Annotated in this window: 16 protein-coding genes; 7 read left to right on the top strand and 9 right to left on the bottom strand. The window is 70.1% G+C overall.

The window, feature by feature from the left end; all coding sequences use genetic code 11:
* Positions 1-109 precede the first annotated feature (109 nt).
* The 3 genes from B351_RS0104015 (at position 110) to B351_RS0104005 (ending at position 5,601) form a co-directional block, all read left to right on the top strand.
* A complete protein-coding gene (locus B351_RS0104015) occupies positions 110-2,062 on the top strand; it encodes an OPT family oligopeptide transporter (RefSeq protein WP_019397768.1) in 1,953 nt (650 codons plus the stop codon).
* A gap of 110 nt (positions 2,063-2,172) precedes the next feature.
* Entirely contained in the window at positions 2,173-4,266 is a 2,094-nt protein-coding gene (locus B351_RS0104010) for a S9 family peptidase (protein WP_019397767.1), read from the top strand.
* Positions 4,267-4,341: 75 nt separating this feature from the next.
* Positions 4,342-5,601, top strand: a complete 1,260-nt coding sequence (locus tag B351_RS0104005; RefSeq protein WP_039730830.1) for a DUF819 domain-containing protein — start codon at positions 4,342-4,344, stop codon at positions 5,599-5,601.
* Positions 5,602-6,177: 576 nt separating this feature from the next.
* Here the strand turns inward: B351_RS0104005 and B351_RS0104000 are convergent.
* From B351_RS0104000 to miaB, 9 genes are all read right to left on the bottom strand, one after another.
* On the bottom strand, positions 6,178-6,402 hold the full coding sequence (locus B351_RS0104000) for a YbdD/YjiX family protein (RefSeq protein ID WP_019397765.1): 225 nt from the start codon (positions 6,400-6,402) through the stop codon (positions 6,178-6,180).
* A 10-nt stretch (positions 6,403-6,412) separates the two neighbouring features.
* On the bottom strand, positions 6,413-8,503 hold the full coding sequence (locus B351_RS0103995; RefSeq protein ID WP_019397764.1) for a carbon starvation CstA family protein: 2,091 nt from the start codon (positions 8,501-8,503) through the stop codon (positions 6,413-6,415).
* Positions 8,504-8,639: 136 nt separating this feature from the next.
* Positions 8,640-9,644 (bottom strand): magnesium and cobalt transport protein CorA, encoded by a 1,005-nt coding sequence (locus B351_RS0103990; protein ID WP_019397763.1) that lies wholly within the window; start codon positions 9,642-9,644, stop codon positions 8,640-8,642.
* 43 nt (positions 9,645-9,687) lie between these two features.
* The gene (locus tag B351_RS0103985; protein WP_019397762.1) at positions 9,688-10,857 is read right to left on the bottom strand and encodes a DUF4105 domain-containing protein; all 1,170 of its coding nucleotides are present in this window, start codon (positions 10,855-10,857) and stop codon (positions 9,688-9,690) included.
* The gene (locus B351_RS0103980; RefSeq protein ID WP_019397761.1) at positions 10,857-11,741 is read right to left on the bottom strand and encodes an HlyC/CorC family transporter; all 885 of its coding nucleotides are present in this window, start codon (positions 11,739-11,741) and stop codon (positions 10,857-10,859) included. Before B351_RS0103980 ends, B351_RS0103985 begins: the two co-directional genes overlap by 1 nt.
* 45 nt (positions 11,742-11,786) lie before the next feature.
* A complete protein-coding gene (locus tag B351_RS0103975; RefSeq protein ID WP_019397760.1) occupies positions 11,787-12,353 on the bottom strand; it encodes a hypothetical protein in 567 nt (188 codons plus the stop codon).
* A gap of 3 nt (positions 12,354-12,356) precedes the next feature.
* On the bottom strand, positions 12,357-12,848 hold the full coding sequence (gene ybeY, locus B351_RS0103970) for an rRNA maturation RNase YbeY (protein ID WP_019397759.1): 492 nt from the start codon (positions 12,846-12,848) through the stop codon (positions 12,357-12,359).
* A gap of 67 nt (positions 12,849-12,915) precedes the next feature.
* A complete protein-coding gene (locus tag B351_RS0103965) occupies positions 12,916-13,908 on the bottom strand; it encodes a PhoH family protein (RefSeq protein WP_019397758.1) in 993 nt (330 codons plus the stop codon).
* A 147-nt stretch (positions 13,909-14,055) separates the two neighbouring features.
* Positions 14,056-15,501: a tRNA (N6-isopentenyl adenosine(37)-C2)-methylthiotransferase MiaB gene (miaB, locus tag B351_RS0103960; RefSeq protein ID WP_156810410.1), complete on the bottom strand. Its 1,446-nt coding sequence runs from the start codon at positions 15,499-15,501 to the stop codon at positions 14,056-14,058.
* A 124-nt stretch (positions 15,502-15,625) separates the two neighbouring features.
* Here miaB and B351_RS0103955 point away from each other — a divergent pair, with 124 nt between their 5' ends.
* The 4 genes from B351_RS0103955 (at position 15,626) to B351_RS0103940 (ending at position 19,303) form a co-directional block, all read left to right on the top strand.
* Entirely contained in the window at positions 15,626-16,531 is a 906-nt protein-coding gene (locus tag B351_RS0103955) for a lytic transglycosylase domain-containing protein (protein ID WP_026010334.1), read from the top strand.
* A 155-nt stretch (positions 16,532-16,686) separates the two neighbouring features.
* On the top strand, positions 16,687-17,304 hold the full coding sequence (gene petA / locus B351_RS0103950; RefSeq protein WP_019397754.1) for a ubiquinol-cytochrome c reductase iron-sulfur subunit: 618 nt from the start codon (positions 16,687-16,689) through the stop codon (positions 17,302-17,304).
* 3 nt (positions 17,305-17,307) lie between these two features.
* On the top strand, positions 17,308-18,567 hold the full coding sequence (locus B351_RS0103945) for a cytochrome bc complex cytochrome b subunit (protein ID WP_019397753.1): 1,260 nt from the start codon (positions 17,308-17,310) through the stop codon (positions 18,565-18,567).
* Complete coding sequence (locus tag B351_RS0103940; protein WP_019397752.1) at positions 18,560-19,303, top strand: cytochrome c1; 744 nt, start codon at positions 18,560-18,562, stop codon at positions 19,301-19,303. Before B351_RS0103945 ends, B351_RS0103940 begins: the two co-directional genes overlap by 8 nt.
* The last annotated feature ends 2 nt before the right edge of the window (positions 19,304-19,305 follow it).

The following is a 19,305-nucleotide window of genomic DNA, read 5'->3' as shown; positions in this document are numbered from 1 at the left end:
CCGCGCCGCGTTTGTGCGCCTGCCGGTCCGGAAAGGGACGGCACCGGTACTGGACCTGCCGCCCCGGGGCCGATAACGTGGCGGCCTCTTTGTATGCAGGGGTAACAGAATGGCCGGCCCGGGCACGCCACAGTTGACTTTCCGCGCCGTCGTCCTCGCCATCGTGCTCGCGGTGGTGCTGTCGGCGGCCAATGCCTACCTCGGCCTGTTCGCCGGCCTGACCGTGGCCACCGCGATCCCCGCGGCGGTGGTGTCCATGGGCGTGCTGCGCCTGCTGGGCGGCGGCACCATCCTGGAGAACAACATCGTCCAGACCGGCGCCTCGGCCGGCTCGTCGATCGCCGCCGGCGTGATCTTCACCATCCCCGCCCTGGTCCTGATGGGCTACTGGCCGGACTTCGACTACTGGTGGGTACTGGGCATCGCCGGCCTCGGCGGCCTGCTGGGCGTGCTGTTCTCGGTGCCGCTGCGGCGCACGATGATCGTCGAGGAGCCGCTGCCGTTCCCCGAGGGCAAGGCCGCGGCCGAAGTGCTCAAGGCCGGCGAGAATCCCGGCCCGGGCCTGAAGATCCTCGGCATCTCCGCCGCCATCGGTGGCCTGGTCAAGCTGGCCGCCGCCAACGGCCTGCGCCTGATCCCGGACAGCTGGGCGGTGGCCGGCTACTTCGCCAACAACAAGGTGATCGGCTATCTCGGCACCGGCCTGTCGCCGGCGCTGCTGGGCGTGGGTTACATCGTCGGCCTGAACGTGGGCATCGTGGTGCTGTCCGGCGCGATCCTGTCCTGGCACATCGCCATCCCGCTGTACCACGCCTTCTTCCTCGACAGCGATCCGGCCCTGGCCAGCGCGATTGCCGGTGCACCGGCGGCTGACGCGGCCTTCGCCATCTGGTCGGCCAAGGTCCGCTTCCTGGGCGTGGGCGCGATGCTGATCGGCGGCGTGTGGACCCTGTTCTCGCTGCGCAACTCCCTGCTGGCCGGCATCAAGAGCGGCTTCGCCGCCGCGCGCAAGGGCGCGATGCACGGCGCGGTGATCGCCGAGACCGACCGCGACCTGCCGATGAAGTGGATGCTGGTGGCGCTGGTGGCCTTCGTGGTGCCGCTGTGGCTGCTGTACCACGCCATCGTCGGCTTCTGGGTGGCCAGCCTGGCCATGACCCTGATCATGATCGCGGCCGGCTTCCTGTTCGTGTCCGTGTCCGGCTACCTGGCCGGCCTGGTCGGCTCGTCCAACAACCCAGTCTCGGGCATCACCATCGCCACCATCCTGTTCGCCTCGGTGGTGCTGCTGGTGCTGCTGGGCGCCGACGGCCAGGCCCAGGTCGGCGGCGCGCCGCTGGGCGCGGTCGCGGCGATCATGATCGGCGCGGTGGTGTGCTGCGCCGCGGCCGTGGGCGGCGACAACCTGCAGGACCTGAAGACCGGCTACCTGGTCGGCGCCACCCCGTGGAAGCAGCAGCTGATGCTGGGCATCGGCGCCTTCTCCTGCGCGCTGATCATGGCCCCGGTGCTGAACCTGCTGCAGGAGGCCTACGGCATCGGCTCCAAGACCCTGCCGGCGCCGCAGGCCAACCTGATGGCCTCGGTGGCCAAGGGCCTGTTCGGCGGCGAGCTGCCGTGGACCATGATCGGCATCGGCGCGGTGATCGGCGCGATCGTGATCGCGATCGACGGCTGGCTGAAGAAGACCGGCAAGCGCTTCCGCGTGCCGGTGCTGGCCGCGGCCATCGGCATCTACCTGCCGCTGGAACTGATGGTGCCGATCTTCCTCGGCGGCCTGCTGGCGCACCTGGTCGAGCGCTTCCACAAGGCCAGCCCCGACGACGAGGCGGCGCTGGACCGCGTGCACCGTCCCGGCGTGCTGTTCTCGGCCGGCCTGATCACCGGCGAGGCGCTGATGGGCATCGGCATCGCCCTGCCGATCGTGATCAGCCAGGACGCCGAGGTGCTGGCGCTGCCGGTGGACCTGGGCGCCGCCGGGCAGTGGGTGGGCCTGGTGGTGCTGGCCCTGGTCGGCTGGCTGCTGTACCGCACCGGCAAGCGCGCAGAACAGGCGGGCTGAGCCGGCAGGCTCGGCAAACCGGGCGGAAGGCCGGCATGACCTTCCGCCTTTGCGCCGGCCCGGCGGCGCTGCCTAGCATCCGGGATCGCCTTCATTCCAAGGAGTCCCCGATGTCCGCACGCACGCCCCTCGCCCTGGCCCTGGCCGGCCTGCTCGTCCTCGGCGTGGCCAACGAGGCCGAGGCCGCCCGCGGCTTCGACGTCCGCGACCTGCACAAGCTGGACCGCGTCTCTTCCCCGGTGCTGTCGCCGGACGGCGCGCACGTGGTGTTCGCCAAGCGCGAGATCGGCGAGGACCTGGGCAAGGCCAGCACCGGCCTGTGGATCCGCGACCTGCGCACCCGCGACCTGGCACCGCCCAGGCGCCTGACCCCGGAAGGCTGGAGCGTCAACTCGCCCGCGTTCTCCGCCGATGGCCAGTCGGTGTACTTCCTCAGCGCGAAGGACGGCACCCAGCAGCTGTACTCGATCCCGGTCACCGGCGGGCAGCCGCGGCAGCTGACCCGCTATCCGCTGGACATCGGCAGCTACAAGGTCTCCCCGGACGGCAAGCGCATCGCGGTGAGCATGGACGTGTTCCCCGACTGCGGCGCCGACCTGGACTGCACGGTCTCGCGCCTGGACGAGCGCGAGAAGTCCAGGACCAGCGGCGTGCTCTACGAGCAGCTGTTCGTGCGCCACTGGGACACCTGGGCCGACGGCCGCCACAGCCGCCTGTTCGTGACCACGCCGGCCAACGGCGACAAGGCGCCGGCACCGGTGCTGGTGGGCGCGGCGAAGAACGACCCGGTGGGCCACGTGCCGTCGCGTCCGTTCGGCGGTTCCGACGAGTACACCTGGTCGCCGGACGGCAAGTCGCTGGTGTTCTCCATGCGCGTGGCCGACCGCCAGGAGCCGTGGTCGACCAACTTCGACCTGTACCTGTACCGCGACGGCCAGCCGCTGAAGAACCTGACCGCCTCCAACCCGGCCTGGGACACCGGCCCGGTGTTCAGCGCCGACGGCAAGACCCTGTACTACCGCGCGATGAAGCGCCCGGGCTTCGAGGCCGACCGCTTCGGCCTGATGGCGATGGACCTGGCCAGTGGCAAGGTGCGCGAGATCGCGCCGAGGTGGGACCGCAGCGCCGATGGCATCGTGCTGTCCGCCGACGGCAAGACCATCTACACCACCGCCCAGCACCTGGGCCAGCACCCGCTGTTCGCGGTGGACGTGGCCAGCGGCAAGGTCGAGCAGGTGGTGGGCGAGGGCAGCATCTCCGCCTTCGACATCGCCGGCGACACCCTGGCCTTCACCCGCAACTCCCTCAAGAGTGGCGACCAGCTGTTCACCGCCGCGCTGTCCAGCCCGGCCGCGCAGCGCGCCATCACCCCCAGCGCGGGCGAGATGCTGCCGGAGGTGGCCTTCGGCGAGTACGAGCAGTTCACCTTCGCCGGCTGGAACAACGAGACCGTGCACGGCTACGTGGTCAAGCCGTGGAACTACGAGGAAGGCAAGCGCTACCCGGTGGCGTTCCTGATCCACGGCGGCCCGCAGGGCAGCTTCGGCGACGGCTGGAGCTACCGCTGGAACCCGCAGACCTACGCCGGCCAGGGCTACGCCGTGGTGATGATCGACTTCCACGGCTCCACCGGCTACGGCCAGGCCTTCACCGATTCCATCAGCGGCGACTGGGGCGGCAAGCCGCTGGAGGACCTGCAGAAGGGCTGGGCCGCGGCGCAGCAGAAGTACCCGTTCCTGGACGGCGGCCGCGCCTGCGCCCTTGGCGCCAGCTACGGCGGCTACATGATCAACTGGATCGCCGGCAACTGGTTCGAGTCCGATGGAAGCTCGCCGTGGAAGTGCCTGGTCAACCACGACGGCGTGTTCGACACCCGCGCCATGGGCTACGTGACCGAGGAGCTGTGGTTCACCGAGTGGGAGAACGGCGGCACCCCGTACGACAAGCCGGAGAACTTCGAGAAGTTCAACCCGGTCAACCACGTCGCCAAGTGGCGCGTGCCGATGCTGGTGGTGCAGGGCGAGAAGGACTACCGCGTGCCGGTGGACCAGGGCCTGTCCGCCTTCACCGCACTGCAGCGCAAGGGGATCGAGTCGCAGCTGCTCTACTTCCCGGACGAGAACCACTGGGTGCTCAAGCCGGCCAACAGCGTGCTCTGGCACGACACCGTCAACGCCTGGCTGAAGAAGCACATCGGCCAGTGAACCAGACGGAAAGCCGGCGCGAGCCGGCTTTCCGCTTTGCGCGGCCCCGCCGCACCGCAAGCAACGGAGCTGTACATGGCGCCCGAAACCGCCGAAACGTCGACTGCCCTGATCGCCAACGACATCGTCGTGTTCGGCCTGATCGCGGCCACCCTGGGCCTGATCTTCTGGCTGGCCAGCGGGCCCACCCCGTTCTGGAGGAAGTTCTTCGCCTGGGTGCCGGCGCTGCTGCTGTGCTACTTCGTGCCGGCGATCTACAACACCGTTGGCCTGATCGACGGCAGCCAGGGCGCGGTCTACAACCCGATCGGCAGCCGCGTGCTGCTGCCGGTGGCCCTGGTCCTGCTGACCATGACCATCGACCTGAAGGGCGTGCTCAGGCTCGGTCCACGGCTGCTGTTCGTGTTCTGCGCCGCCACCTTCGGCCTGTTCCTGGGCGCGATCGTGGCCTTCCAGCTGTTCCAGTGGTTCTGGCCGGACGTGGTGGCCGGCGAGGTGTGGAAGGGCATGGCGGCGCTGGCCGGCAGCTGGATCGGCGGCGGCGCCAACATGGTGGCGATCCGCGAGGTGTACCAGGTCGACGCCACCCTGTTCGGCCAGTTCGCGGTGGTGGACGTGGCCATCGCCAACAGCTGGATGGCCGTGCTGCTGTTCCTGGCCGGGCGCGCGGCGACGATCGATGCGCGCAGCGGCGCCGACACCTCGGCCATCGACGAGATGAAGAAGCGCCTGGAGGCCTACGAGGCGGCCAACGCGCGCATCCCGACCCTCACCGACCTGATGGTGATCCTGGGCATCGGCTTCGGCATCGTCGGCGCGGCCCACGCCGTGTCCGCGCCGGTGGCCGCCTGGTTCGGCGCGCACGTGCCCAACGCCAGCCAGTACAGCCTGGACTCGGCCTTCGTCTGGGTGGTGCTGCTGGCCACCTTCGCCGGCCTGGGGCTGAGCTTCACCCCGGTGCGGCGGCTGGAAAACGCGGGCATGGCCAAGATCGGCAGCGCGTGCCTGTACTTCCTGATCGCCAGCATCGGCATGCAGATGGACTTCACCCGCCTGGCCGAGCGGCCCGGCCTGCTGGCCCTGGGCGTGGTCTGGATGGCCGTGCACATCCTGGTGCTGTGGGGCGCGGCGAAGCTGGTCCGGGCGCCGCTGTTCTATTTCGCGATCGGCTCGCAGGGCAACATCGGCGCCGCCGCCTCGGCGCCGGTGGTGGCGGCGGCCTTCCATCCGACGCTGGCCCCGGTGGGCGTGCTGCTGGGCACGGTGGGCTATGCCACCGGCACGATGATCGCGTACTGGCTGGGGCAGATCCTGCGGATGATGGCAGGGCAGTAAGCCGTCGCTCCGACGCGCGCACCGGAAAGGCGAAGCCCCGGCTTCGCCTTTCTTTTTGCGGCGTTCGTGGCCCCTCGTGCCGCGCGACAAGGGGCTCGAAGCGGTTCTTCCGTAGCCCGGGTAAGCGAAGCGCACCCGGGGATGCCCGTGACAAAGGCGGCCCCGCCCAGATTCGTCCCGCGGCTCCGGGCTGCGCGTGCTGCAAAGGCACGGGTAACATCGAAACATGCTTTGCCATCCGCTTCGCGGCTGGCGAGTCACTTTTCCTTGCCCGTGCAAAGAGGCGCTTCCCGGCGCCGAATGGCTGCCTGGAAATAACAAGGAAGAACGCCAACCCGAACCCCTCGCCGTCCGGCCGCGCCGGCCGGTGCCCTGCGCTTCCCGCAACGGCGGAGCAGGGCCCATGTCTCGCTTCGCCCGGGCGTACGGCCTCCACTGCGCCGCCGTGGCGGCGATGCCAGGTTCGCTGCAACGGGCGGAATGACAGCAACAGCAACACGGCAGGGCAGGAGTGCCTGGAAAAAAAGGAGGGCGAAGCTTTCGCTTCGCCCTCCCGGGTTCACCTGCCTCCGACCCTCAGCAGCAGCGGAAGCCGCTGCGGCCCCCGTAGCGGGCTTCCTGCCGCTCGCGGAAGAAGGTCTTGTAATCCATCGGCTCCTTGTCCGGATGCTTCTCCAGCATGTGCCGGACATAGTTGTCGTAGTCCGGGATGCCGCAGCACAGCCGCGCGGTCTGGACCAGCCGCCGCCACACCCGCTTGTGCGTGGCGTAGTGGGCGACGGGGACGAGCTGGGTACCCATGGCGTCCTCCTTACAGGTGGGCCTGCGCGGCCTGCTGTTCCGCGGTGAGCGCGACGTAGGCGGTCTCGCGGTCGGTGCGCGCCGGGTTGGCGCGAGCGGCCAGGATCGCGCGGATCGAGTAGAACAGGATCGAGAACACGACCAGCAGGAACAGCACGGTCAGGCCGGTGTTGACGTAGGCATTGGTCACCACCTGGTGCATCTGGTCCATGTTCTTGGCCGGGGCCAGCACCTGGCCGGAGGCGATACCGTCCTGGAACTTGCGTGCCTGGGCGAGGAAGCCCTGCGCCGGGTTGCTGTCGAAGATCTTGATCAGGCCTGCCCAGGTGGTGCAGATCAGCAGCCAGGCCGCGGGCAGGGCGGTGACCCAGGCGTAGCGGTCGCGCTTCATCTTGAACAGCACCACCGTGCCCAGCATGAGCGCGATGCCGGCCAGCATCTGGTTGGAGATACCGAACAGCGGCCACAGGGTCTGGATGCCCCCGAACGGATCGACCACGCCGGTGTAGAGCAGGTAGCCCCACAGTGCCACGCAGCCACCGGTGGCGATGATGTTGGCGCCCCAGGACTCGGTGCGGCGCAGCGCCGGGATGAAGTTGCCCAGCAGGTCCTGCAGCATGAAGCGGCCGGAGCGGGTGCCGGCGTCCACCGCGGTGAGGATGAACAGCGCCTCGAACAGGATCGCGAAGTGGTACCAGAACGCCATCATCGCGTCGCTGCCGCTGGGGATGGCCTCGTGCAGGATCTGGGCGATGCCCACCGCCAGCGTGGGCGCGCCACCGGCGCGGTGCAGGATGGTCGGTTCGCCGATCGCGGCGGCCGTGGCCTCCAGGTCCTGCGGGGTGATGGTGAAGCCCCACTGCTGGGTGATGTGCGCCGCGGCCGAAGCTGCGTCCGCGCCGATCACCGCCGCCGGGCTGTTCATGGCGAAGTACACGCCCGGGTCGATGATCGAGGCCGCGACCAGGGCCATGATCGCCACGAACGACTCCATCAGCATGCCGCCGTAGCCGATGTAGCGGGCGTGCCCCTCGTTGGCCAGCAGCTTGGGCGTGGTGCCCGAGCTGATCAGGGCATGGAAGCCGGACACCGCGCCGCAGGCGATGGTGATGAACAGGAACGGGAACATGCCGCCCTTCCACACCGGGCCGTCGCCGCTGGCGGCGAACTGGGTGAGCGCGGGCATGCGCAGTTCCGGCATCACGATCACGATGCCGATGGCCAGGGCGACGATGGTGCCGATCTTGAGGAAGGTGGACAGGTAGTCGCGCGGCGCCAGCAGCAGCCACACCGGCAGGACCGAGGCGACGAAGCCGTAGCCGATCAGCATCCAGGTGATCTGGGTCGCGGTGAAGGTGAAGGCCGGGCCCCAGGTCGGGTGCGAGGCGACCTGGCCGCCGAGCCAGATCGCGGCCAGCAACAGGACAAGGCCGACCACCGAGATCTCGCCGATCCGCCCGGGGCGGATGTAGCGCATGTAGATGCCCATGAAGATCGCGATCGGCATGGTCGCGATCACGGTGAACATGCCCCACGGGCTCTCCGCCAGCGCCTTGACCACCACCATCGCCAGCACCGCCAGGATGATGATCATGATCAGGAAGGCGCCGAACAGGGCGATGGTGCCGGGGACGCGGCCCATTTCCTCGCGCACCAGGTCGCCCAGCGAGCGGCCGTCGCGGCGCGAGGAGATGAACAGGACCATGAAGTCCTGCACCGCGCCGGCCAGCACCACGCCGACCACCAGCCACAGCAGGCCGGGCAGGTAGCCCATCTGCGCGGCGAGCACGGGGCCGACCAGGGGGCCTGCGCCGGCGATGGCGGCGAAGTGGTGGCCGAACAGCACATGCTTGTTGGTCGGCACGTAGTCGAGGCCGTCGTTGTGCAGCACGGCGGGCGTGGCCCGGCTGGGATCCAGTCCCATGACCCGGTCGGCGATGAACTGGCCGTAGAAGCGGTATGCAGCCAGGTAGATCGATACGGCCGCGACCACGATCCACAGCGCGTTGATCTGCTCGCCGCGTCGCAGTGCGATCGTGGCCAGACAGAACGCGCCGAGCAGCGCCAGCGCTGCCCACGCAACCTTCGAGAATGCCTTCATGTGTTGTCTCCGGCGGGGGTACGACAAGGGTCGTCCTGCGTGCCGGGACCGTCAATGCGCCTGCCGCCCCTGCGGCTTCGACTTTGGTCTTACCCGGCGGCGCGAGGATTCCACCGCGGATGTTGTCGCGGTGTGTTCACAGCCAGCGTGCGCGCTTGAACAGACGGTACAGCACCACGCACACCAGGCCCACGCCGGCCGCCAGCGCCGGGTAGGCCCAGCGCGGCGCCAGCTCGGGCATGTGCGCGAAGTTCATGCCGTACCAGCTGGTGACCAGGGTCGGCGCGGCCAGCAGCGCGGCCCAGGCGCCGAGGCGCTTGACCGTCTCGCCCTGGGCCAGGGTGACCAGCGACAGGTTCACGCTCAGCGCGGTGCCGAGCATGTCGCGCAGGCTGTCGATGGCGTCGTTGATCCGCACCACGTGGTCGTGCACGTCGCGCAGGTACAGGCGCACGTCCTCCGGCACCAGCTGGCCCTGCGCCGCCTGGCTGCGCACCAGCTGGGCCAGCACGTCCTGCAGCGGCGACACCGACACCCGCATGTTGGTCAGTTCGCGCTTGAGGTCGTACAGGCGCACCACGATCTCGCGGCGGTAGGTATCGGAGAAGATGTCGCGCTCCAGCGCGTGCAGGGTGTCGCGGTGGGCATCGACGATCGGGGCGTAGTTGTCGACGATGAAGTCGAGCACGCCGTACAGCGCCATCGCCGGCCCGGGGCGCAGCAGCTCCGGCTCGCGCTCCAGGCGCGCGCGTACCGGGGCGTAGGACAGCGAGGCGCCATGGCGCACGGTCAGCAGGAAGCGCCGGCCAAGGAAGGCGTGGGTCTCGCCGTAGGCGATGCGGCCCCCGTCCATCTGCGCGGTGTGCGCGGCCAGGAACAGGGTGTCGCCATAGGCCTCGACCTTGGGCCGCTGGTGCGCCTTGCCCGCGTCCTCCACCGCCAGCGGGTGCAGGCCCAGCGCGGCCTGCAGCCGGGCGAGGATTTCGTGCGCCGGTTCGTACAGGCCGATCCAGGCAAAGCCCGGGGCCTGCCCGGCGATGCGCTGGCCGACCTCTTCCAGCGACAGGTCCTGGCGCTGGCCGTCGCCGTCGTACCAGGCGCAGGCCAGGACGCAGGCGGGCAGGGGCGAGGGCGTGCTCATGCGCGGCATCCTGCGGGCTGCCCGTGCCGCCGGCAAGCCCGGCTCAGGCGCGGCGGCCCAGCGCCAGTGCCAGGGCCAGGTGCAGCGGCAGCAGCAGCGCGATCCACGGCTGGTTGGACTGCGCTTGCAGGCTCAGCCACTGCAGCACCCAGCCGAGGCAGGCGATCGCGGCCACGCCCCACGGCAACGCCCGGAACAAGCGCCCGGGCACGCGTCCGCGCAGCAGGGCGAAGGCGCCGGGAAGCAGCAGCAGGCACAGCGGGTCGAGCAGGAACAGGTTGCGGTTGGCCCAGCCGGCCTCGTGCGCGGTGCCCAGCCAGATGAAGGCCATCAGCGCGCCGCCGATGCCGCACAGCAGCCACAGCGGCGCGGCGAAGGCAGCCAGCGCGCGCGGGCGGCGGCGCAGGGCGAGGATCGCGGCGGCCCCGGCCAGGCCGGCCAGCAGCCACGGCCACACCCGGCGCGGGCGCTCCACGGGCTCGGGAGCGATCAGGTGCGGCAGCAGTTCGTGCTCGGACAGCACCAGCGGGCGGCCGTCGGCCCGGCGCGCCTCGCGCAGGCTGTCGGCCAGGCGCATCGGCACGAAGGCTTCCTCCCAGCGCGACAGCGGGCGGTCGGCGTACGGGCCCAACCCGAGGTCGAAGCCCAGCCACATCCACGGCGCTGGCCGCGCCAGGCGCACCGCCTCGCTGCGGTAGGTGTTGCCGCGTGAACGTCCCGCCAGCTGGCTGCGCAGCGCACCGCCCAGCGCCTGGTCGAGCGCGTCGCGCACCTGGGTGGCGCAGTTGGCGGTGAAGTAGTCGTAGCGGTAGCGCGCGTTCTCCGGACGGGCGCGTTCGGCCAGGCTTGCGGCCAGCGCGCGCGCCTGTTCCGGCTCCAGGTCCAGCCACTGCAGGGTCACGCCGCGGCCGGACTGGCGGTACTGCTCCAGGTCCTGCTCCAGCGGCAGCGCCACCAGCATGTACATCATCTCGCCGCGCACGAAGCGGGCGACGAAGTCCGGCTCGGTTGGGTCGAAGTAGCCGAAGTTGTACGAGACCGCCTCGCCGCTGGCCGGGTCGGCCACGACGATGGCGTCGTGGCCGAAGCGCTCGAAGAACACCTCGCCCGGCTGCATGGTCAGCACCCCGATGCGGGGCGCGGCCGCGGCCACCGGGGCCAGCAGCGCCAGCAGGCCGGCCAGCAGCAGGGCGGCCCAGGCACGCGCCGGCATCAGTGCCCGTCCACCGTCTCGGCCGGCAGCACGCCGACCTGGAAGGCGCGCACCCGACGCGCGTCGGCGCGGATCACGCGGAACGCGAAGCGGTCCAGGGTCAGCTCCTCGCCGACCTCGGGCAGGTGGCCGATGGCCTCGGTCACCAGGCCGCCGATGGTGTCGTACTCGTCGTCGGGGAAGTCCGCGCCGAAGCGCTGGTTGAAGTCGCCGATCGGGGTCAGCGCGTCGACGATGTACTGGCCGTCGGCCTGCACCGCGATCAGCGCGCTGTCGTCGGCGGCCTCGTCGTGCTCGTCGTCGATCTGGCCGACGATCTGCTCCAGCACGTCCTCGATGGTGACCAGGCCGGCCACGCCGCCGTACTCGTCGACCACGATCGCCATGTGGTTGCGCGAGAGCCGGAACTCCTTGAGCAGGACGTTGAGCTTCTTGGATTCGGGGATCAGCACCGCCGGACGCAGCAGCGGGTTGATCTCGCACGGGCCCCGGTTGGCGGCCACGCCGCGCAGCAGGTCCTTGGCCAGCAGGATGCCGAGGATCTCGTCGCGGTCCTCGCCGTGCACCGGGAAGCGCGAGTGGCCGGATTCGACCACCTGGGCGATCAGTTCGGAGAAGGGCGCGTCGGCCGAAAGCGAGACCATCTGCGACCGCGACACCATGACGTCGCCCACGGTCAGCTCGGAGACCGAGAGCGCGCCTTCCATCATGCGCAGGGTGTCGGCGTCGATCAGCCCGTTGCCCTGGGCGTCGCGCAGCAGGGCGACCAGGTCCTCGCGGGTGTCGGGTTCGCCGGAAAAGGCGGCGCTGATGCGCTCGAGCCAGTTGCGTCGCCGCTCGTGCGGCTCGGAAGCGTGGTGGCTGCTACTGTCGTCTTCTGACATCTGGGGTGGAAACGGCGCCCCGATGCGGGGGCGTTGGGTCCCAGTCTAGCGTGGAAGGGCGACGCCGGGCGAGGCGCCGGTCGCAGGCGCGGGCTCCCCGGGTTCCAGCGGATCGCGGCTGTAGCTGCAGCCGGCCAGGGTCTTGCCCGGGTGGGAATCCACGTTCGAGACGTTGATCACGGCCGACTCGATCCAGCCGCCGTCCTCCGCGGCAACCTCCTCGGCCCGCACCTCCAGCCCGAACAGGGCCTTCTGCGGGGTGTCGATCCCGGTTTCCAGGCGCAGTTCCCGCGCCAGCACCCGCGGGTCCCCCAGGTCGAGCACGGCGAGGATGGCGTCGCCGGCCAGGGCGATGTGGTCGGTGCGGTGCCCGAACACCTCGACCGGGGTGTTGAGCCGGTACTCGAGCATGAACGGGTTGGCCTGGGCCTGCGGGCGCCAGCCGAGCGCGACCGCGGCCAGCGGGTCGGCCTGGACCGGCGCCAGCTGCATGAACGCTTCGTACGAGCCGCGGCACTCGATCAGCGCGCCCAGGTCGGGGGCGGCGGGGCGATCGGCGGCGGCCGGGGCGAGGGCCAGGAGCAGGGCGGCGGCGGGGAGGCGCGTGGACACGGCTCAGTCCCCGCGCTCGGCCGCGTACGGGTCCGGCAGCCCCAGGCTGGCGAGGATCTCCCGCTCCAGCTGTTCCATGGCCTCGGCCTCCTTGTCGTCCTCGTGGTCCCAGCCCAGCAGGTGCAGGGTGCCGTGCACGGTGAGGTGGGCGTAGTGCGCGGCCAGGGCCTTGCCCTGCTCGGCCGCCTCGCGCGCCACCACCGGCGCGCAGATCACCAGGTCGCCCAGCAGCGGGAACTTGACCCCCTTGGGCAGGCCTTCCGGCAGCTCGGCCGGGAAGCTCAGCACGTTGGTGGCGTAGTCCTTGCCGCGGTAGTGGCGGTTGAGTGCCTGGCCCTCGGGCGCGTCGACGATGCGGATGGCCAGGTCGGCCTCGCGGATGCGTCCGGCCAGCGCGGCGGCCACCCACTTGCGGAAGCTCTGCGCGGCGGGCACGCCGGCGCGCGGCACCGCGTAGCTCACCGCGACATCGAGACGGACGGGGCCCTTGGTCATGGCTGCAGGATCGACGGGAATGGACGCGCAGTATCGCGCGCGGCGGCCGCGGCCGCGAGCGCGGCGCCTACCCGCGTTCCTCTTCCTGCCGGGCCGGGGCCTCGCGGTCGCGGCGGTCGTAGGCGTTGACGATGCGCGCCACCAGCGGGTGGCGGACCACGTCGCGGCCCTCGAAGAAGGTGAAGCTCACGCCTTCCACCCCGCGCAGCACCTCGATCGCGTCCTTCAGGCCCGACTTGACGTGCTTGGGCAGGTCGACCTGGGTCATGTCGCCGGTGACCACCGCGGTGGAGCCGAAGCCCAGGCGGGTCAGGAACATCTTCATCTGCTCGATGGTGGTGTTCTGGGCCTCGTCCAGGATCACGAAGGCGTCGTTGAGGGTGCGGCCGCGCATGTAGGCCAGCGGCGCGATCTCGATGACGTTCTTCTCCAGCAGCTTGACCACCTTCTCCACGCCCAGCATCTCGTACAGGGCGTCGTACAGCGGGCGCAGGTAGGGATCGACCTTCTGGGTCAGGTCGCCGGGCAGGAAGCCGAGCTTCTCGCCGGCCTCCACAGCCGGGCGTACCAGCACCAGGCGCTGCACCCGCGACTCGTTGAGCGCGTCCACCGCCATGGCCACGGCCAGGAAGGTCTTGCCGGTGCCGGCCGGGCCGATGCCGAAGTTGATGTCGTGGGTGGCGATCGAATGCAGGTAGCGGGCCTGGTTGGCGCCGCGGCCGCGGATGGTGCCGCGGCGCACCTTCACCGTCACCTCCTGCGGCTGGTAGCCGACCTCGTCGATGCGGTCGACGTTGGCCTCGTTCAGGCGCAGGTGGATGGCGTGGCTGTCGAAGGTGGTCTCGCCGGCCTCCGCGTACAGCGCCTGCAGCAGGTGCTCGGTGCGCGACACCGCCTCGGACTGGCCGGTGACGCGGAACACGTTGCCGCGGTTGGCGATCTCCACGCCCAGGCGCAGTTCGATCTGGCGCAGGTGCTGGTCGAACGGCCCGGCTAGGTTGGCCAGGCGCTCGGTGTCGGCGGGTTCGAGGGTGAAGTCGCGCTGGGTCGGGGTGGTCATCGGCGGGGCGCGGCCTGCGCGCGGGACGCGCGGGCGCCGTTCGGTCGGGGGCAGAAAGGGTAGCGCGGGGCAGGGAGCGGAGCCAGTGAAAACCCCGCTCCCGCCGGTGGTGCCCCGGCCGGCGGACGGGCCGCCGCGCCAGAGGCCTCAGGCCACCACCACCTCGCCGCGCAGCGAGTTGGTCAGGGCCGCGGTGATGCGCACGTCCACGAACTGGCCGACCAGGCGCGGATTGCCGGGGAAGTTCACCGAGCGCATGTTCTCGGTCTTGCCGGTCAGCTCGGCCGGGTCCTTCTTCGACGGGCCTTCCACCAGCACCTTCTGCACCGTGCCGACCATGGCCCCGGAGATGCGCGCGGCATTGGCGTTGATCGTGGCCTGCAGGTGCGCCAGGCGCGCATGCTTGACCTCGTCGCTGACGTCGTCGGGCAGGTCCGCGGCCGGGGTGCCGGGGCGGCGCGAATAGATGAAGGAGAAGCTCTGGTCGAAGCCCACGTCCTCGATCAGCTTCATGGTCTTCTCGAAGTCCGCGTCGGTCTCGCCGGGGAAGCCGACGATGAAGTCCGAGCTGATCGAGATGTCCGGGCGCACCGCGCGCAGCTTGCGGATCTTCTGCTTGAACTCCAGCGCGGTGTAGCCGCGCTTCATCGCGCTGAGGATGCGGTCGCTGCCGGACTGCACCGGCAGGTGCAGGTAATTGGCCAGCTGCGGCACGTCGCGGTAGGCCTCCACCAGCGAGTCGGAGAACTCCAGCGGGTGCGAGGTGGTGAAGCGGATGCGGCCGATGCCCTCGATCTGGGCGATGGTGCGGATCAGCAGGCCAAGGTCGGCGACTTCGTCCGTGCCTTCGCCCATCGGCCCGCGGTAGGCGTTGACGTTCTGGCCCAGCAGGTTGATCTCGCGCACGCCCTGGGCGGCCAGCTGCGCGACCTCGACCAGCACGTCCTCGAACGGGCGGCTGACCTCGGTGCCGCGGGTGTAGGGCACCACGCAGAAGCTGCAGTACTTGGAGCAGCCCTCCATGATCGAGACGAAGGCGCTGGGGCCTTCGGCGCGCGGCTCGGGCAGGCGGTCGAACTTCTCGATCTCCGGGAAGGAGATGTCGACCTGCGGGCGCTTCTGCTCGCGCCGGGCGCGGATCAGCTCCGGCAGGCGGTGCAGGGTCTGCGGACCGAACACCAGGTCCACGTAGGGCGCGCGGCGGATGATCGCCTCGCCTTCCTGCGAGGCCACGCAGCCGCCGACGCCGATGATCACGTCGCGGCCGCCGTCCTTGAGCGCCTTCCAGCGGCCGAGCTGGCTGAACACCTTCTCCTGGGCCTTCTCGCGGATCGAGCAGGTGTTGACCAGGACGACGTCGGCCTCCTCCGGGTTGTCGGTCAGTTCCAGGCCCTCGTGCTCGGCGAGCACGTCGGCCATGCGGGCCGAGTCGTACTCGTTCATCTGGCAACCGTGGGTCTTGATGTAGAGCTTGCCGCGGGCCCCGCCGGGAATGGCGCGCGGGGCGGCGCCCGGCAGCGGGACCAGGGACGGGGCGGGGGTGGTGGCGGGCGCGATGGCGGCGTCCGGAGCGCGCTCCGGCGTGGCGGTCATCCCGGTCATGGCGGTTAATCCAGGCGGGCAGGGGCCGGCATTGTAGCCGCGAAGCCGGACCGGCGCCCCGGTTTGCCGGCCCGCGACTTGGCAAGGCGGCCGGCAGCCGGGATACTCCCGGCCCATGGGGAACCTGGGGAAGGCAGCCGTCCTGCTGCTGCTCGGGCTGGCTGCGCTTCCGGCCAGCGCGGGCACCGTATACCGGTGCGTCGGCAGTGACGGTGTATCCAGCTACGTGACCAAGCGCGTGCCCGGCGCCCGTTGCGCCGTGGCCAGCCATTTCACGCCCGATCGCCGCAGCCCCAGGCCCGCCGCGCCGCCCGCGGCCGCCCCGGCCAGTACGGCCAGTACGGCCAGTACGGCTGCCGCACCGGCCACCCTGGTCCCGGCGGCCATCACCACCCCGGCATCCGCTGCCAGCCCCGCGACCGCGGCCACGCCGCCCCGGCGCCGGGTCAGCGGCCAGGTTTATTCCTACGTCAAGGACGGGGTGCGCCACTTCAGCAGCCGGCCCCCGGCCCGCGGTTCCGGCGCCAGCGGCGTGCGCGCGGTGGCCTACAGCTTCATGGAGACCTGCTACGCCTGCGCGGTCCAGCCGGGGGTGAGCTTCGCCACCGTGCGCCTGAACACCGACGCCTACCGCGACGAGATCGCCGCGGCCGCGCGCGAGTTCGGGGTGGAGGAAGCGGTGGTGCGGGCGGTGATCCACGCCGAATCGGCCTTCAACCCGATGGCGCTGTCGCACGCCGGTGCCCAGGGACTGATGCAGCTGATGCCGGCCACCGCCCAGCGCTTCGGGGTCAGCGACAGCTTCGACGCGCGCCAGAACATCCGCGGCGGGACCCAGTACCTGGCCTGGCTGCTGAAGCGCTACAACGGCGACCTGACCCTGGCCGCGGCCGGGTACAACGCCGGCGAGGGCGCGGTGGACCGCTACAACGGGGTGCCGCCGTACAGCGAGACCCAGCGCTACGTGCAGCGCGTGGGCGTGCTGGCCGAGCGATACCGCGGCGTGCTGGCGGCGCGCTGAGGCCGCGGGGACGGGCATGCGACCGGGACGCAGCATGCGAGGGACAGGCCGCCATTGTCGGCCCATTAAGCGTTCCGTTACACTTCCCTGTCTTTTGCGACCAGCCATGGTCGCGGGCAGCCAACGCTACCAGCTGAAGATTTTCGGAGTGCCGGATGGCCAACGATGAGGTCCAAGCGCCCGTGAACACGGGCCGACGCCGGTTCCTGACCGCCACCACCGCCGTGGTGGGGGCCGTGGGCGCCGGTTTCGCCGCAGTGCCGTTCATCAAGTCGTGGAACCCGAGCGCCCGGGCCAAGCTGGCCGGCGCCCCGGTGACCGCCGACATCAGTGCCCTGCAGGAGGGCCAGCGGCTGATCCTGGAGTGGCGCGGCCAGCCGATCTGGATCGTCAAGCGTTCCAAGGCCGTGCTCGACGCACTGCCTACGCTGGACGGCCGCCTGCGCGACCCGCAGTCGGAGAATCCGGACCAGCAGCCGGAGTACGTGCGCCAGGCCAACCCGGTGCTGCGCTCGCTCAAGCCCGAGATCTCGGTGCTGGTGGGCCTGTGCACCCACCTGGGCTGCTCGCCGGAGATGGCCGCCGAGATCAAGCCCGAGCCGTACGACCCGGAGTGGAAGGGCGGCTACTTCTGCCCGTGCCACAAGTCCCGCTTCGACATGGCCGGGCGCGTGTTCCAGGGCGTGCCGGCGCCGACCAACCTGGTCGTGCCGCCGCACCACTACGCCGACGACAACACCATCGTCATCGGCGTCGATCCGCAGGGGGCATAAGCCATGGCCAACATCTTCACCCGCGCCGCCACCGGCGTGATGGACTGGGTCAACGCGCGCGCGCCGGCCCTGGCGCCGATGTACCGGAAGCACATGTCCGAGTACTACGCGCCGAAGAACTTCAACATCTGGTACATCTTCGGCGTGCTGTCGCTGGTGGTGCTGGTCAACCAGATCGTGACCGGCATCTTCCTGACGATGCACTTCAAGACCAGCGCGGCGGAAGCCTTCGCCTCGGTCGAGTACATCATGCGCGACGTCGAGTGGGGCTGGCTGATCCGGTACATGCACAGCACCGGCGCCTCGCTGTTCTTCATCGTCGTCTACCTGCACATGTTCCGCGGCCTGATGTACGGCTCGTACCAGAAGCCGCGCGAGCTGGTGTGGATCCTCGGCATGCTGATCTACCTGGTGCTGATGGCCGAGGCCTTCATGGGCTACGTGCTGCCGTGGGGCCAGATGTCGTTCTGGGGCGCCAAGGTGATCATCTCGCTGTTCGGCGCGATCCCGGTGATCGGCAACGGCCTGACCGAGTGGATCATGGGCGACTACCTGCCCTCCGACGCCACCCTCAACCGCTTCTTCGCCCTGCACGTGATCGCGCTGCCGCTGGTGCTGCTGCTGCTGGTCGTGCTGCACCTGGGCGCGCTGCACGAGGTCGGTTCCAACAACCCCGACGGCGTGGAGATCAAGAAGGGCCCGAAGGGCAACCGCTGGTCGCCCACCGCGCCGGCCGACGGCGTGCCGTTCCACCCGTACTACACGGTGAAGGACACCTTCTACGTGTGCCTGATGCTGCTGGTGGCGGCCTTCATCATCTTCTTCGCCCCGGCGTTTGGCGGCTGGTTCCTCGAGCACGACAACTTCACCGAGGCCAACAGGCTGGTCACCCCGGAACACATCAAGCCGGTGTGGTACTACACGCCCTTCTACGCGATGCTGCGCGTGGTCCCGGACAAGCTCGGCGGCGTGCTGGTGATGTTCGGCGCGATCGCGATCCTGTTCGCGGTGCCGTGGCTGGACCGCTCCAAGGCCAAGTCCTACCGCTACCGCGGCGTGCTGTCCTGGGCGCTGCTGCTGGGCTTCGCCTTCAGCTTCGTGTGGCTGGGCAAGATCGGCGCCGGCCCGGGCACGGATCCGGTCGAGACCATCGTCGGCCGCTTCCTGACCGCCTACTACTTCCTGTTCTTCCTGACCATGCCGATCTGGACCAAGATCGACAAGACCAAGCCGGTGCCGGAACGGGTGACGACGCATGACTAAGAAGTGGATTGCACTCCTGGCTTCGGCCGCGATCGGGCTGCTGTCCTCGGCCTCCGCGCTGGCCGCCTCCGGCGGCCAGCTGCAGCAGGCCGGCAACGACCTGTCCGACCGCGCCTCGCTGCAGCGCGGCGCGGCGCTGTACATGAACTACTGCTCCGGCTGCCACTCGCTGAAGTACCTGCGCTACTCGCGCATGGGCGAGGACCTCGGCCTGACCGAAGAAGAGGTGATGCAGAACCTCAACTTCACCGGCGCCAAGTACGGCGAGCAGATCCACGTCGCGCTGGCCCCGGCGGACGCCGAGAAGTGGTTCGGCAAGATGCCGCCGGACCTGAGCCTGATCTCGCGCGTGCGCGGCAGCGACTGGCTGTACACCTACCTCAAGTCCTTCTACCTGGACGAGACCCGCCCGCTGGGCTGGAACAACAAGCTGTTCCCGAACGTCTCCATGCCCAACCCGCTGTGGGAGCTGCAGGGCCTGCAGCACGCCGAGTACGGCGAGCCGGACGAGGCGGGCGAGCGCCATCCGGAGCGGCTGGTGGTGACCTCCCCGGGCAAGGTGAGCACCCAGGAGTTCGACCAGGCGGTGCGCGACATCACCAACTTCCTGGAGTACGCCGGCGAGCCGGCTGCGCTCAAGCGCCAGGCCATCGGCATCTGGGTGATCCTGTTCCTGGTGGCGCTCTCGTTCCTGGCCTACCTGCTCAAGCAGGAATACTGGCGGGACGTGCATTGAGG

It is taken from the genome of Pseudoxanthomonas sp. GW2, from assembly GCF_000283075.1.
Classification (GTDB): domain Bacteria; phylum Pseudomonadota; class Gammaproteobacteria; order Xanthomonadales; family Xanthomonadaceae; genus Pseudoxanthomonas.
This window is presented reverse-complemented; position numbering and strand designations above follow the sequence as displayed.

What these genes read in the sequence shown, in the direction of transcription:
- B351_RS0104010 (WP_019397767.1), top strand. Translation starts at nt 2,173, where the DNA reads ATGTCCGCACGCACGCCCCTCGCCCTGGCCCTGGCCGGCCTGCTCGTC.
- B351_RS0104005 (WP_039730830.1), top strand. Translation starts at nt 4,342, where the DNA reads ATGGCGCCCGAAACCGCCGAAACGTCGACTGCCCTGATCGCCAACGAC.
- B351_RS0103940 (WP_019397752.1), top strand. Translation starts at nt 18,560, where the DNA reads ATGACTAAGAAGTGGATTGCACTCCTGGCTTCGGCCGCGATCGGGCTG.
- B351_RS0103965 (WP_019397758.1), bottom strand. Translation starts at nt 13,908, where the DNA reads ATGACCACCCCGACCCAGCGCGACTTCACCCTCGAACCCGCCGACACC.
- B351_RS0103995 (WP_019397764.1), bottom strand. Translation starts at nt 8,503, where the DNA reads ATGAAGGCATTCTCGAAGGTTGCGTGGGCAGCGCTGGCGCTGCTCGGC.
- B351_RS0103990 (WP_019397763.1), bottom strand. Translation starts at nt 9,644, where the DNA reads ATGAGCACGCCCTCGCCCCTGCCCGCCTGCGTCCTGGCCTGCGCCTGG.
- B351_RS0104015 (WP_019397768.1), top strand. Translation starts at nt 110, where the DNA reads ATGGCCGGCCCGGGCACGCCACAGTTGACTTTCCGCGCCGTCGTCCTC.
- ybeY (WP_019397759.1), bottom strand. Translation starts at nt 12,848, where the DNA reads ATGACCAAGGGCCCCGTCCGTCTCGATGTCGCGGTGAGCTACGCGGTG.
- B351_RS0103980 (WP_019397761.1), bottom strand. Translation starts at nt 11,741, where the DNA reads ATGTCAGAAGACGACAGTAGCAGCCACCACGCTTCCGAGCCGCACGAG.
- B351_RS0104000 (WP_019397765.1), bottom strand. Translation starts at nt 6,402, where the DNA reads ATGGGTACCCAGCTCGTCCCCGTCGCCCACTACGCCACGCACAAGCGG.
- B351_RS0103955 (WP_026010334.1), top strand. Translation starts at nt 15,626, where the DNA reads ATGGGGAACCTGGGGAAGGCAGCCGTCCTGCTGCTGCTCGGGCTGGCT.
- B351_RS0103985 (WP_019397762.1), bottom strand. Translation starts at nt 10,857, where the DNA reads ATGCCGGCGCGTGCCTGGGCCGCCCTGCTGCTGGCCGGCCTGCTGGCG.
- petA (WP_019397754.1), top strand. Translation starts at nt 16,687, where the DNA reads ATGGCCAACGATGAGGTCCAAGCGCCCGTGAACACGGGCCGACGCCGG.
- miaB (WP_156810410.1), bottom strand. Translation starts at nt 15,501, where the DNA reads ATGACCGCCACGCCGGAGCGCGCTCCGGACGCCGCCATCGCGCCCGCC.
- B351_RS0103945 (WP_019397753.1), top strand. Translation starts at nt 17,308, where the DNA reads ATGGCCAACATCTTCACCCGCGCCGCCACCGGCGTGATGGACTGGGTC.